9 protein-coding genes and 1 tRNA gene are annotated in these 14,028 nt (G+C 67.7%); 3 read left to right on the forward strand and 7 right to left on the reverse strand.

Annotation, left to right across the window (positions count from 1 at the left end):
* The first annotated feature begins 26 nt into the window (after positions 1-26).
* Complete coding sequence (locus FSB78_RS12345) at positions 27-1,466, forward strand: glucoamylase family protein (RefSeq protein ID WP_147082924.1); 1,440 nt, start codon at positions 27-29, stop codon at positions 1,464-1,466.
* A 219-nt stretch (positions 1,467-1,685) separates the two neighbouring features.
* Positions 1,686-2,462: an SDR family NAD(P)-dependent oxidoreductase gene (locus FSB78_RS12350; RefSeq protein ID WP_147082925.1), complete on the forward strand. Its 777-nt coding sequence runs from the start codon at positions 1,686-1,688 to the stop codon at positions 2,460-2,462.
* Positions 2,463-2,598: 136 nt separating this feature from the next.
* Here the strand turns inward: FSB78_RS12350 and FSB78_RS12355 are convergent, their stop codons facing one another.
* The 6 genes from FSB78_RS12355 to FSB78_RS12380 all read right to left on the reverse strand — a co-directional run bounded on the left by FSB78_RS12355 (position 2,599) and on the right by FSB78_RS12380 (position 8,996).
* Complete coding sequence (locus tag FSB78_RS12355) at positions 2,599-3,966, reverse strand: dihydrolipoamide acetyltransferase family protein (protein ID WP_147082926.1); 1,368 nt, start codon at positions 3,964-3,966, stop codon at positions 2,599-2,601.
* Positions 3,966-4,973 (reverse strand): alpha-ketoacid dehydrogenase subunit beta, encoded by a 1,008-nt coding sequence (locus tag FSB78_RS12360; protein WP_147084176.1) that lies wholly within the window; start codon positions 4,971-4,973, stop codon positions 3,966-3,968. Before FSB78_RS12360 ends, FSB78_RS12355 begins: the two co-directional genes overlap by 1 nt.
* Positions 4,974-5,163: 190 nt before the next feature.
* Complete coding sequence (locus FSB78_RS12365; RefSeq protein ID WP_147082927.1) at positions 5,164-6,450, reverse strand: 3-methyl-2-oxobutanoate dehydrogenase (2-methylpropanoyl-transferring) subunit alpha; 1,287 nt, start codon at positions 6,448-6,450, stop codon at positions 5,164-5,166.
* Between the two features lie 167 nt (positions 6,451-6,617).
* On the reverse strand, positions 6,618-7,619 hold the full coding sequence (locus tag FSB78_RS12370) for a fumarylacetoacetate hydrolase family protein (RefSeq protein ID WP_147082928.1): 1,002 nt from the start codon (positions 7,617-7,619) through the stop codon (positions 6,618-6,620).
* A gap of 47 nt (positions 7,620-7,666) precedes the next feature.
* Positions 7,667-8,893 carry an NAD(P)/FAD-dependent oxidoreductase gene (locus FSB78_RS12375; protein ID WP_147082929.1) on the reverse strand — a complete coding sequence of 409 codons (1,227 nt, stop codon included), beginning with the start codon at positions 8,891-8,893 and terminating at the stop codon, positions 7,667-7,669.
* Between the two features lie 18 nt (positions 8,894-8,911).
* Positions 8,912-8,996, reverse strand: a tRNA-Leu gene (locus tag FSB78_RS12380).
* Positions 8,997-9,211: 215 nt separating this feature from the next.
* Here FSB78_RS12380 and FSB78_RS12385 point away from each other — a divergent pair.
* Positions 9,212-11,779, forward strand: a complete 2,568-nt coding sequence (locus FSB78_RS12385) for a TonB-dependent receptor (protein WP_147082930.1) — start codon at positions 9,212-9,214, stop codon at positions 11,777-11,779.
* A gap of 270 nt (positions 11,780-12,049) precedes the next feature.
* Here the strand turns inward: FSB78_RS12385 and typA are convergent, their stop codons facing one another.
* On the reverse strand, positions 12,050-13,894 hold the full coding sequence (typA, locus tag FSB78_RS12390) for a translational GTPase TypA (protein ID WP_147082931.1): 1,845 nt from the start codon (positions 13,892-13,894) through the stop codon (positions 12,050-12,052).
* Between the last annotated feature and the right edge of the window lie 134 nt (positions 13,895-14,028).

A 14,028-nucleotide genomic window follows, 5' to 3' on the forward strand; every position in this document is an offset into this window, starting at 1 on the left:
GACCGGCCCTCGTTCGTTGGTTTACCATGACCGATGACATCGACGATGCCGGATTGCCCCAACGCCTCGACCGCCGCCACTTCCTCGGCGCCAGCGCACTCGCTCTCGGCGGGTGCGCCAGCGTGCGGCGGCCGATCGGGCTCGCGCCCAAATTGGACCTGGTCGGCGACCTGCAGGAACGCGCCTTCCGCTATTTCTGGGACACCACCGACCCGCTGACCGGCCTCGCGCCCGATCGCTGGCCGACGCCGTCCTTCGCCTCGATCGCCGCGGTCGGGTTCGCGCTCACCGCCTATCCGATCGGCGTCGTCCATGGCTGGATCAGCCGGGCGCAGGCACGGACACGCACGCTCGCCACGCTCGAATTCTTCGCGCGCGCGCCGCAGGGCGACGCGCCCACGGGAATGAGCGGGTACAAGGGGTTCTTCTACCACTTCCTCGGCACCACCAAGGGCCAGCGGTTCGCGCGCTCGGAGCTGTCGACGATCGACACCGCGCTGCTGCTGGGCGGCGTGCTGTTCGCGCAGGCGTGGTTCGACGACGAGCACCCCGACGAGATCCGCATCCGCGAACTCGCCGACAAGCTGTATTTCGCGGTCGAATGGGACTGGATCACGCCGCGTCAGCGCTATCTCGCAATGGGCTGGCACCCCGAGAGCGGCTTCATCGCCGACGACTGGAACATCTACAACGAGAGCATGCTGCTCTACGTGCTGGCGCTGGGATCGCCGACGTACCCGATCCCGGCCGAACGCTGGGACATGTGGACCGAGACGTTCGAAAAGGCCTGGTCCGGTGAGGGCGAGCAGGCGCACGCGCATTTCGGCCCGATGTTCGGCCACCAGTACAGCCATGTCTGGGTCGATTTCCGCGGCATCCGCGATCGGTTCATCGGTGCGAAGAACATCGACTATTTCGAGAACAGCATCCGCGCGACGCGCGCGCAGCGTGCCTATGCGATCGCCAATCCGGGCGGATGGAAGGGCTATGACGCCGACGTCTGGGGGCTGACCGCATGCGACGGGCCGGGCGATTTCAGCCAGCAGATCGCGGGGCGCAAGCGCGACTTCTACAGCTATTCCGCGCGCGGCCCCGGCGACCGCGACGACGGCACGATCGCGCCCACCGCCGCGGCCGGATCGATCGCGTTCGCGCCCGACATTTGCGTCCCCGCGATCGAGGCGATGCACCGGCGCTATGGCCCCGACATCTACGGAAAATACGGGTTCCTCGACTCGTTCAACCCGACGCTGTCGGAGGGCACGCCGCCGCTCAAGCACGGCAAGATACTTCCCGGTACCGGCTGGGTCGACGACGATTACATCGGCATCGACCAGGGCCCGATCGTCGCGGGGATCGAGAATTTGCGCTCCGGCCTGATCTGGAAGACGATGCGCCGCCATCCCCACATCCGCCGCGGACTGGAGCGCGCGGGGTTCCGCGGCGGGTGGCTCGATCGGGGGTAGGTGGAAGGGCAACCGCCGTGGTGGACGTTTGTCCCACATTGCCAACACCGCCGCTCTAGTTTGCGTGTTGCCCCCCATTCCCGAAGCCGCCCCGCGTTGCCAAGTCCGTCACCCCAGCGCAGGCTGGGGTCTCCCCGTTCGGGCCGGGTGGGCTGCAACGGGAGACCCCAGCCTGCGCTGGAGTGACGGATTGGGGATGGGCCGACGAAGGAGACGCGCATGACCATCACACTGATCACGGGCGCGTCGGCGGGACTCGGCGAAGGCTTCGCGCGGGCGCTCGCCGCCAAGGGTACCGACCTGATCCTCACCGCGCGCCGCGCCGATCGCCTCGAAACGCTGGCAACGGAGCTGCGCGCCGCGCACGGCATCACTGTCGCGGTGTTCGCCGCCGATCTCGCCGATCCGCAAGCCCCCGCCAAGCTCCTCGCCGACATCGCCGCCGCCGGCCTCACGATCGACACGCTGATCAACAACGCCGGCTTTGGCGCGCGCGGCGCGGTGGCCGAGCTCGACGGCGCGGTGCAGCTCGGGATGATCGATCTCAACTGTCGCGCGCTGGTCGCGCTCGCACACGGCGTGCTGCCGCAGATGATCGCACGGCGCTCGGGCGCGATCCTCAACCTCGCCTCGGTCGCCTCGTTCCAGCCGGGACCGTGGATGGCGGTCTATTATGCCAGCAAGGCCTTCGTGCTGAGCTTTTCCGAAGCGCTGCACGAGGAGGTCAAGGACAAGGGCATCCGCGTCGCCGCGCTATGCCCCGGACCGACGCGGACCGAGTTCGCCGAGGTCGCCGGGCTGGGCGACACCGCGCTGTTCAAGCGCTTGGCGAGCAATGCCGATGCGGTGGTGCGCGACGGCCTCGCCGCGCTGGAGGCGAACCAGGCGGTGAAGGTATCGGGCGTGATGAACAGGGCGATGGCGCAGGGCATCCGCTTCACGCCGCGCGCGCTGGCGCGGCGGATCGCGGGGTCGCTGCAGAAGGCGCGGGGGTAGCTCGGCAACACTGCCCTGCCCTCACCCATCGCCGCCTTCGGCGTCTCTCCCTCTCCCGATGGGAGAGGGAAGGGGCCCGCCCGGCGCAGCCGGGTGGGAAGGGTGAGGACAGGATGCAGTACCCCCTTCCTTGACACTAGTCCGCGAACAGCAGGACCGGGGTCTCCAGATACTTCTTCATCCCCTGGACGAAGCTCGCCGCGTCCCAGCCGTCGACGACGCGGTGGTCGCAGCTGATCGACAGGTTCATCAGCTTCGCCCGCACCACCTCGTCGCCCCGGAACACCGGGCGCTCGACGATCTTGTTCGGCCCGATGATCGCGACCTCAGGCCGGTTGATCACCGGCGTCGTCGCGATGCCGCCCAAGGGCCCGAGCGAGGTGACCGTGATCGTGCCGCCGCCCATTTCGCTGGGCGCCAGCTTGCCCGCGCGCGCAGCCTCGGCGAGGCGCGTGATCTCGGTCGCGAGCTGCCAGACGTTGCGGTCCTGCGCGTCGCGGATCACGGGGACGGTCAGCCCCGCATCGGTCTGCGCCGCCATGCCCAGATGGATCTGGCCGTGCCGCGTGACCACGCCCGCCTCGTCGTCGTAGCGCGCGTTCATCATCGGGAAGTCGGGGATCGTCTTGCAGATCGCGACGATCATCAGCGGCAGCATGGTGAGCTTCGGCCGCGCGCCGCGGTTGGCGTTGAGGTCGGCGCGCATCGCTTCGAGCGCGGTCACGTCGATCTCGTCGACATAGGTGAAATGCGGGATCGCCCGCTTCGACGCCGCCATGTTCTCGGCGATGCGGCGGCGCATGCCGATGACCTTGATCGGCTCGTCGGCGCGGGCACGCGACGCGTTGGGGGCGTGATAGCCCTCGCCCGACCCGTAGCGCAGATACGCGTCGAGATCGCTGTGGCGGACGCGGTCGGCGTCGGTCTTCACCGAGGCGAGATCGATCCCGAGGTCGCGCGCGCGGGCGCGGACCGCGGGGGATGCGAGGGCGTGGGTTTTGGGTGCAGCGCCCTGCCCCTCGCCGCTCCCCGGCGAAGGCCGGGGCCCAGTTGGAGAGGTGGTCGTAACGGCGGGCTGCGCGTCGTTACCCGAGTCCCCCAGCTGGGCCCCGGCATTCGCCGGGGAACCGGTTCCGAGCGGGAGGGGAGTTTCGGTGGCGACTTCCTCGACCCCCGGATTCTCCGCCTCATATTGCTCGGCCGTCTCGACCTGCGCGGGCGTCGGCGGTGCCGCCACGACTTCCGCGTCGTCCGCAACCACCGCATCGGTCTCGATCACCACCAGCGCGGCGCCGATCGAGACCTGGTCCCCGACCTCGCCCGCCAGCTCGATTACGACGCCCGACACCGGCGATTCCATCTCGACGGTCGCCTTGTCGGTCATCATGTCGGCGATGCCCTGGTCTTCCTCGACGCGGTCGCCGATCGCGACGTGCCACGCGACGATCTCGGCCTCGGAGATGCCTTCGCCGATGTCCGGCAGCTTGAAGGTAAAGCGAGCCATTATGCGTCCTTCATGATTTTCTTGAGCGCCTCGCCGATGCGGACGGGGCCCGGGAAATATGCCCATTCAAGGCTGTGCGGGTACGGGGTGTCGAAACCGGTGACGCGCTCGATCGGCGCCTCGAGGTGGTAGAAGCAGCGTTCCTGCACGATCGCGGACAGCTCGGCGCCGAAGCCGCTGGTGCGCGTCGCCTCGTGGACGATCATGCAGCGTCCGGTCTTCTTCACCGACGCCTCGATCGTCTCGATGTCGAGCGGCACCAGCGTGCGCAGGTCGACGATCTCGGCGTCGATCCCGGCCTCGGCAACGACCGCGGTGCAGACATGCACCATCGTGCCATAGGCGAGGATCGTCAGCGCCTGCCCCTCGCGCACGACCTTCGCCTTGCCGAGCTCGATCTTGTAATAGCCGGTCGGGACCTCGCCCGCGGGATGCTTCGACCAGTTCTGCGAGGGGCGGTCCCAGTACCCGTCAAACGGGCCGTTGTAGATGCGCTTGGGTTCGAAGAAGAGCGTCGGGTCGTTGTCCTCGATCGCGGCGATCAGCAGGCCCTTCGCGTCGTACGGCGTCGACGGGATCACCGTCTTGATACCCGACATGTGCGTGAAGAGTCCCTCGGGGCTCTGGCTGTGCGTCTGGCCGCCGAAGATGCCGCCGCCGAACGGCGAGCGCACGGTGATCGGCGAGGTGAACTCGCCCGCCGAGCGATAGCGCAGCCGCGCCGCTTCGGACACGAGCTGGTCGAGCGCGGGGTAGATATAGTCGGCGAACTGGATCTCGGGCACCGGGCGCAGGCCATACGCGCCCATGCCGACCGCGACGCCGATGATGCCGCATTCGGTGATCGGCGTGTCGAACACGCGCGTCTTGCCGTGTTTCGCCTGCAGCCCGGCGGTGGCGCGGAAGACGCCGCCGAAATAGCCGACATCCTCGCCCATCACGATCACGTTCGGATCGCGTTCCATCATCACGTCCATGGCGGAATTGATCGCCTGGATCATGTTCATGCGGGTGGTGCCGCCATCCGCCGCTTCGATGGTCTCTTGTTCGGTCACTTCGCTCACACCATCCACTCCGTCATGCCGGACTCGTTCCGGCATCCACCGTTCCGCACACTCTCAGGCCGGTTGGTACGCCGCACGGTGGACCCCGGAACGAGTCCGGGGTGACGAAGCGCTCGCGGCACGCCACCACCCATCACTTGCGATCCCACGGACGGCCGGACGCCGTCTCTTCTGCGATCATCTGCGCTTGCTGCTCGCGCAGGTGCCAGGGCATTTCCTCGAACACGCCGTCGAACAGCGTGTCGAGCGGCTGGTGCAGGCCGTGGCCGAGGATGCCGTTCTTTTCGGCTTCCTTCTGCGCCGCCTTCACCTCGTCGGCGACATCCTTGTCCTGCGCCGCGTGGCGGTCTTCGTCCCATTCGCCGATCGCGATCAGGTGGTCCTTCAGCCGCACGATCGGGTCGCCGAGCGGCCACGCTGTCGGCTCGCCCGCGCTGCGATACTGGCCGGGATCATCGGAGGTCGAATGGCCTTCGGTGCGATAGGTGAAATGCTCGATCAGCGTCGGCCCCTGGTTGGTCCGCGCGCGCTCGGCCGCCCACTGCGTCGCCGCATAGACCGCGAGCGCGTCGTTGCCGTCGACGCGCAGCCCGGCGATGCCGTAGCCGATCGCGCGCGCCGCGAAGGTCGTCGATTCCGCGCCGGCGAACCCCGAAAAGCTGGAGATCGCCCACTGGTTGTTGACGACGTTGAAGATCACCGGCGCACGGTAGACGCTGGCGAAGGTGCACGCCGAGTGGAAGTCGCCCTCTGCGGTCGATCCCTCGCCGCACCAGGTCGCCGCGATCCGCGTGTCGCCCTTGGCCGCGCTCGCCATCGCCCAGCCGACGGCCTGCGGATATTGCGTCGTGAGGTTGCCCGAGATCGAGAAGAACCCGGCTTCCTTGACCGAATACATGATCGGCAGCTGCTTGCCCTGCAGGCGGTCGGCGCTGTTCGAATAGATCTGGTTCATCATGTCGACGAGGCTCCAGTTCCGCGCGATCAGCAGGCCCTGCTGGCGGTAGGACGGGAAGCACATGTCGTCGTAATCGAGCGCATAGGCCGCCGACACCGCGACCGCCTCCTCGCCCAGCGCCTTCATGTAGAAGCTCGTCTTGCCCTGTCGTTGTGCACGGAACATGCGCTCGTCGAACGCGCGCAGCAAAACCATGCTGCGCAGCATACGGCGCAGCACGTCGGGCGAAAGCTTGGGGTCCCAGGGCCCGACCGCGTTCCCCTGGTCGTCCAGCACGCGGATCAGCGTGTAGGCCAGGTCGTGGAAGCTGTCGGGCTTGTCGGCGGTATCCGGGCGGCGCGCGGCGCCTGCGGGCGGTACGTCGACGGCGGCGAAGTCCACGGCGTCGCCGGGGCGGAATTTCGGTTCTGGCACATGCAGCGACAACGGCTGCAGATTGGCGCGCAAATGCTCGGTCGCCACGCGATTCTCCTAAGTCTCCGCGCTTCTACGCGTGGACAGCCCTTTCTTAGCTTTGTTATTAAATTACAAGCTTTGTCGTGCGCTTCCGTTCCCCCGCAAGGCGGGGGTTCAGGGTCCCGGGCGGTACCGCTCGAGACTCCCGGGCCCCCGCGTTCGCGGGGGAACGGTTACCCCACCACCTGCTCGATCGTCCCGAAGATCGGCCGGTGCTTGTCGTCCTCGGCCCAGATCTTCACCGTGTCGCCGGCCTTCAGGAACGGCGTCACCGGCTTGCCGCCCTCGATCGTCTCGATCGTGCGCAGTTCGGCGAGGCAGGAATAGCCGACGCCGCCCGCCGCGATCGTCTTGCCCGGACCGCCATCGGGCCCGCGGTTGGACACGGTGCCCGACCCGACGATCGTCCCCGCGCCCAGTGCGCGGGTCTTGGCGGCGTGCGCGACGAGCGTGCCGAAGTCGAACGTCATGTCCTCGCCCGCCTCGGCGCGGCCGAACGGCTGGCCGTTGAGGTCGACCATCAGCCTGCGGTGCAGCTTGCCGTCCCGCCACCAGTCGCCGAGCGCGTCCGGCGTCACGAACACCGGCGAGAAGGCGCTGGCGGGTTTCGACTGGAAGAAGCCGAAGCCCTTGCCGAGCTCGCCGGGGATCAGGTTACGCAGGGAGACGTCGTTGGTCAGCCCGACCAGCCGGATCGCCGCCAGCGCCTCGTCGCGCGTCGCGCCCAGCGGCACGTCGCCGGTGACGACGACCACCTCGGCCTCCATGTCGCAGCCCCAGGACTCGTCGGCGAGCGGGATCGGATCGCGGGGCCCCAGGAACCCGTCCGACCCGCCCTGGTACATCAGCGGGTCGTGCCAGAAGCTGTCGGGCATCTCCGCCGCGCGCGCCTGGCGCACCAGCGCGACATGGTTCACATAGGCCGATCCGTCCGCCCATTGATACGCGCGCGGCAGCGGCGACGCCGCGCCATGTTCGTGGAACCGCCGCATCGGGATCATCTCGTGCTCGAGATCGATCGAGAGATTCTCGAGCGCGGGCGCCAGCGCGTCCCAGTCGTCGAGCGCGGCCTGCAGCGTCGGCGCGATATGCGCGGCGTCGGCGCACCAGGCGAGATCGGTCGACACCACGACGAGCGCACCGTCGCGTCCGCTCTTGAGGCTGGCCAGCTTCATGGAAAATCCTCTCGTTGTTTTTTCCATCCTAGCGGTGACGCGGGGGGCTACGCCAGCGTCTTGAGCGGAACCGCGGCGTCGGCGAGCGGCACGGGGTCGACGATCGCACCGCGCTCGACCAGCGCACGTCCCTGGACATAGTCGCGCGTGGCGTTGACGCAGTCGAGCGCGACCACCCGCCCCGCCTTCAGATAGACCACCGAAAAGGCGCGCGCGGCCGGGTCGCCGCGGACGATCGCGGCGTCGTGGCCGATCGACAGGCCGACGGTCTGCAGCTTCAGGTCGTATTGATGCGACCAGAACCACGGCACCGCGTCATAGGGCTCGGGCGCGCCGGTCAGCAGCTTGGCGACGGTGTTCGCCTGGTCGTTCGCGTTCTGCACCGATTCCAGCCGGATCGTCGCGCAGTCGGCGAAGCGGTTCGCATGCGCGGCGCAGTCGCCGATGGCGTACACGTCGGGCAGCGAGGTGCGGCACTGCGCATCGACCGCGACGCCGTTCCCGCCGTCCGCGCCGGCCGCCAGCACGGCTGCGACGGCGGGCTCGATGCCGATCCCGACGATCACCATTTCGCAATCGAGGATGGTGTCGTCCGCGAGCCGGACGCCGACCGCCGCCCCGTCGCGTTCCTCGATACACGCGACCGTCACGTTCAGCCGGATCTCGACGCCGTGCGCGCGGTGCTCGGCCTCGAAGAAGCGCGACAGCGGCTCTCCGGCGACGCGCGCGAGCACGCGGTCCTGCGCTTCCAGCACGGTCACCGGCTTGCCCATCTTGGTCAGCACCGCCGCGGCCTCGAGCCCGATATAGCCGCCGCCGATCACCACGATCCGCGTCACGTCGGGCAGTTCGGCGATCATCCGGTCGACATCGGCGCGGTTGCGCACCGCATGCACGCCGCGCAGCGCGTTGCCGGTGCAGGTCAGCCGCCGGGGCGACCCACCGGTCGCCCAGATCAGCGCGCCATAGCCGATCACGGCCCCGTCCCCGAGCGTGACCGTCTTCGCGACTGGATCGACCGTCTCGACCCGGTTGCCGAGGATCGTCACGATCTCGCGCTCCGCCCAGAAGGCGGCCGGGCGGATCAGGATGCGCTCGAACGGCTTGTCCCCCGCCAGATAGTCCTTCGACAGTGGCGGGCGCTCATAGGGGAGTTCGCGTTCGTCGCCGACCATCGCGATGGTGCCGGCGAACTTGCGCTGGCGTAGCGCGATCGCGGCCTGCGCGCCGGCATGCCCGGCGCCGACGATCAGGACGTCATAGCTCTCGGTCATGCCGCTCCTCAACCCTGATGGTGCGGGCGGTGGGAATCGAACCCACACTCCTCTCGGAACCGGATTTTGAGTCCGGCGCGTCTACCAATTCCACCACGCCCGCATACGCCCCGCGGCACGGAGCGCCGGGGTCCGCGGTCTATAAGTGAGGTTCGTGGGGAACTCCATAGGGGCGCGCCTGAAGTTTTCGCGCCCGGACGACCACCGACAAAATCAATCGTCACGTTCCCGTAACGGTACCGTCCCGCAACGGTCACGGATCATCGCCAAAGGGCGGCCTGCTGCATCGCACACATCCAATACCCGGGGGGGCCATCCATGATCCGACACACTTCGAGCCTGTTCGCGCTCGCCGCCGCCTTGTTCGCGACCGCGCCCGCCTCTGCCCAGTCAACGGAAATCGCGGCGCTCGATACGGCCGCGCCCGAAACCGCCTCAGAGCCCGACACAGCCTCGGCGATCGTCGTCACGGCGAAGACGACCCGCTCGGCCACCGCGATCGCGCAGGCCGAGATCCAGAAGATCCTGCCCGGCATCTCGCCGCCGAAGGCGATCCAGACGCTGCCCGGCGTGCTCTACATCACCGCCGATCCCTGGGGGTATAACGAGCAGAACGCGCAGATCTTCATTCACGGGTTCGCGGGTAACCAGCTCGGCTACACGATGGACGGCGTGCCCCTCGGCGACCAGAGCTATGGCAACTATAACGGCCTGTCGCCGCAGCGCGCGGTGATCTCGGAGAATGTCGGGCGAATCGTCGTCGCGACCGGCGCGGGCGATCTCGCGACCGCATCGAACAGCAATCTCGGCGGCACGGTCGAGACCTTCTCGTCCAACCCGCTCGCCAAACTGGGCGTCCAGGCGACGCAGACCGTCGGTAGCTACGACACGTCACGCACCTTCGTGCGGATCGACACCGGCACCTTCGGCGGCACCAACAGCGCCTATGTCTCGGGCGCACGCCAGCGCGCCCGCGCCTGGGATTTCGACGGCATCCAGGGCGGCTACCAGGCCAATGCCAAGTTCGTGCACGACGACCATGTCGGCAAGCTGACGCTCTATTTCGACTATAACGACTTCACCCAGCCGAACGAGGACGCGACCGTCTTCTTCAAGCCCTCGGCCGGCGGCACGGCGAGCGCGGTGCAGCTCTACACGCCCTATACCAAGCCGTTCTTCTATCCCGATTTCACCACCTACCGCGGCAGCTATCTGAGCCCGCTCGGCAACAGCCCGAGCGCCGAGGGCGGCAACTACCGCAACTATTATTCCGACGCGCAGCGCACCGACTATCTCGGCTATGCCCGCTACGACGCGCATCTGTCGCAGCACGTCACCTGGTCGACCACCGGCTATTTCCATCACAATGACGGCGCCGGCGTCGTCGCCGGCCCGCTCGGCCAGTCGATCACCACCGCGCAGGCCTATCTCGACCCCGCCTATGCGACGCTGCCGAGCAACTGCCGCTTCACCAGCAACGCCAACGGCATCAGGCCCGCCGCCTGCACCGCGCTGACCGCGGCGCAGGCGAGCGCGTCGGGCGCGGCCTTGGTCGCGGCGACCGGCGGATCGGGGCTGATCACGCGTACCACCGAATACCGCATCGACCGCGAAGGCGTGATCTCGGCGCTCGCGATCGACGCCGGCGCGCACAAGGTCGAGCTCGGTGGCTGGTTCGAGCACAACAGCACGACGCAGTGGCGCCGCTGGTACGGCGTCGACGTCAACAACCCGGCATCGAGCACGCCGTACATCCGCCCGCTCGAGGCCGCCGCGCCGCTGTTCACGCAATATCAGGGCGACGCGCGGATCAACACGCTGCAGCTCCACGTCCAGGACACCTGGCAGGCGCTCGACCAGCTGGTCGTCCAGGCCGGCTTCAAGACCAGCGCGCAATGGGCCGACGGGCGCTTCCCGGTACAGCCCAGGCTCGGCTCGCTGTCGGGGCTGACCGGCGGCCTGCCCGAGGGCAAGATCAACACGCTGCGCTGGTTCCTGCCCGCCGCCGGCGCGACCTACGACTTCAACGGCCATGAAGAGGTCTATTTCAACGCGCAGAAGAACCTGCGGCAATATCCCGCCTATCTCGCCGGCGGCGGCGGCCCGTGGTTCACCGGCAGCCAGGCGGCGTTCGACGCGTTCGCCGCGGACGGCAAGCCCGAGAGCAGCTGGACCTATGAAGGCGGTCTGCGCACCAAGCGCGGCTTCGGCGGCGACGTCCGGCTCGAGGCGCAGGTCAATTACTACCACGTCGTGTTCGACAACCGCCTGCTCGCGATCTCGACCAATCCCGGCGGCATCGCCGGCGGCGCGATCACCGGGGGCACGTCGATCCTGGTCAATGTCGGCTCGGTCAAGACCGACGGCGTCGACGCAGCCTTCACATTGCACCTCGGCCGCGCCTTCTCGCTCTACAACGCCACGTCGTACAACCTGTCGAAATACCAGAGCGACTATACCTCGACCGCGACCGGGATCGGCGGCGCGACGGACAGCTGCATCGGCGGCTTTCTCGTCACCAACGGGGTCGTGCCGACCTGTGGCAAACAGCTGCCCGGCACGCCGAAATGGATGAACAAGACCGTCGCCACGCTCGCAGGAGGCCCGTTCGAGGCGCAGCTGATCGGCGACTATGTCGGGCGACGCTTCGCCACCTTCAGCAACGATGCGAGCGTCGCGTCGTATTTCCTGACGTCGCTGCGGGTCGCGGCGCGGCTTCCGGAAGGGACGCTGCCGCTCAGCAAGCTCGAGCTGGCGCTGAACGTGACCAACCTCACCGACAAGAAGGGTGCGTCGACGCTGTCGGTCGGATCGGCCACCAACAGCTACTCGGCCTATCCGATCGCGCCGCGGCAGTGGTTCCTGACGCTGTCGGCGGCGTATTAAGGTAGGGGCGGCCGGCGACTAACTCCGTCATCCCGGGCTTGTCCCGGGATCCAGGGTTACGGGCGCCAGCGCTCGTGGCTCTGGATCCCGGGACGAGCCCGGGATGACGGGGAACTGGCGCACGGAGTAACGGGCAAGAAAAAGGGGCCGGGAGATTCCTCCCGGCCCCTTTTCTATGTTCAGCGCGCCGCGGCGAAGCCGCGTCGTCGGACCTCGCTTTGGCGAGGCCGGCCGAGCGCCTGAGGCTCAGCCGGCTTCGCCGTGCTGGCCTCAGGCGCTCTGCTTAGCCCGGCTCGCGCGCTTGCGCTCGTTCGCGTCCAGGAACCGCTTGCGCAGGCGGATCGACTTCGGCGTGACTTCGACCATCTCGTCGTCGTCGATGTACGCGATCGCCTGCTCCAGCGTCGCGCGCTTCGGCGGGGTCAGGCGGACCTGGTCGTCCTTGCCGCCCGAGGCGCGGAAGTTGGTCAGCGCCTTGGTCTTCATCGGGTTGACCTCGAGGTCGTCCGGCTTGGCGTTCTCGCCGACGATCATGCCCTCATAGAGCGCCTCGCCGTGTCCCACGAACAGGATGCCGCGCTCTTCGAGCGGACCCAGCGCGTAGTTGTTCGCTTCGCCCGACCCGTTCGAGATCAGCACGCCGTTCTTGCGGCCCTCGATGTTGCCCTTGTGCGGACCGTACTTCTCGAACAGCCGGTTCATGATGCCCGTGCCGCGCGTGTCCGACAGGAACTCGCCGTGATAGCCGATCATCCCGCGCGACGGTGCCGAGAAGGTGATCCGGGTCTTGCCGCCGGTCGACGGACGCATGTCGGTCAGCTCGGCCTTACGCAGGTTCATCTTCTCGACGACGGTGCCCGAATGCTCCTCGTCGACGTCGATGATCACGGTCTCGTACGGCTCGGTCTTCTTGCCGTCCTCATCCTCGCCGAACAGCACGCGCGGGCGGCTGATGCCGAGCTCGAAGCCCTCGCGGCGCATCGTCTCGATCAGCACGCCGAGCTGGAGCTCGCCGCGGCCGGCGACTTCGAAGCTGTCCTTGTCAGACGCCTCGGTCACCTTCACGGCGACGTTCGACTCGGCTTCGCGGAACAGCCGCTCGCGGATCATGCGGCTGGTCACCTTGGTGCCCTCGCGGCCCGCCATCGGCGAATCGTTCACGGCAAAGCGCATCGACAGCGTGGGGGGATCGATCGGCTGCGCGTGCAGCGGCTCGGTCACGGTGATGTCCGCGATCGTGTCGGCGACGGTCGCGACCGACAGGCCGGCGAGCGAAATGATGTCACCCGCCTTGGCTTCGTCGACGGGAACGCGATCGAGGCCACGGAACGACAGGATCTTCGACGCACGGCCGGTCTCGATGATCTTGCCGTCGTTGTTGAGCGCATGGATCGGGGTGTTGATCTTGATCGAGCCCGAATTCACGCGGCCGGTCAGGATGCGGCCGAGGAACGGATCGCGGTCGAGCAACGTGACGAGGAAGGTGAAGGGCACGCCCTCGACCTCGACCTTCGGCGCGGGCACGTGCTTCACGATCGTCTCGAACATCGGGATCAGCGTGCCTTCGCGCGCGTCCATGTCGGTCGAGGCATAGCCGTTACGACCCGATGCGTAGAGCACCGGGAAATCGAGCTGGTCGTCGTTCGCATCGAGCGACACGAACAGGTCGAACACCTCGTCGAGCACTTCCTGGATGCGCGCGTCGTTGCGGTCGACCTTGTTGACGACGACGATCGGCTTGAGGCCGAGGGCCAGCGCCTTGCCGGTCACGAACTTGGTCTGCGGCATCGCGCCTTCCGACGAATCGACCAGCAGGACGACGCCGTCGACCATCGACAGGATGCGCTCGACTTCGCCGCCGAAATCGGCGTGGCCGGGGGTGTCGACGATGTTGATGCGGATGCTCTCGCTCTCGCCCGGGGGCGTCCAGTCGACCGAGGTCGGCTTGGCGAGAATCGTGATCCCACGCTCCTTCTCGAGGTCGTTCGAGTCCATCGCGCGCTCTTCGATGCGCTGGTTGTCGCGGAAGGTGCCGGACTGGCGGAAGAGCTGGTCGACTAGCGTCGTCTTGCCGTGATCGACGTGCGCGATGATCGCCACATTGCGGAGGCTCATGAAAATTCCTGAAGGTGCGTGGATATAGCTGGGCGCGCCCATAGCGGAATTGTTGCGCCGCGGGAAGCCTCGGTCTGGATCAGGGCTGGATCGCCGTAGTGGGTTCGCTCGCTCGCCATCCGCACGAAAGATCC

The sequence above is a fragment of the Sphingomonas ginsenosidivorax genome, from assembly GCF_007995065.1.
In the GTDB taxonomy this organism is placed as follows: domain Bacteria; phylum Pseudomonadota; class Alphaproteobacteria; order Sphingomonadales; family Sphingomonadaceae; genus Sphingomonas; species Sphingomonas ginsenosidivorax.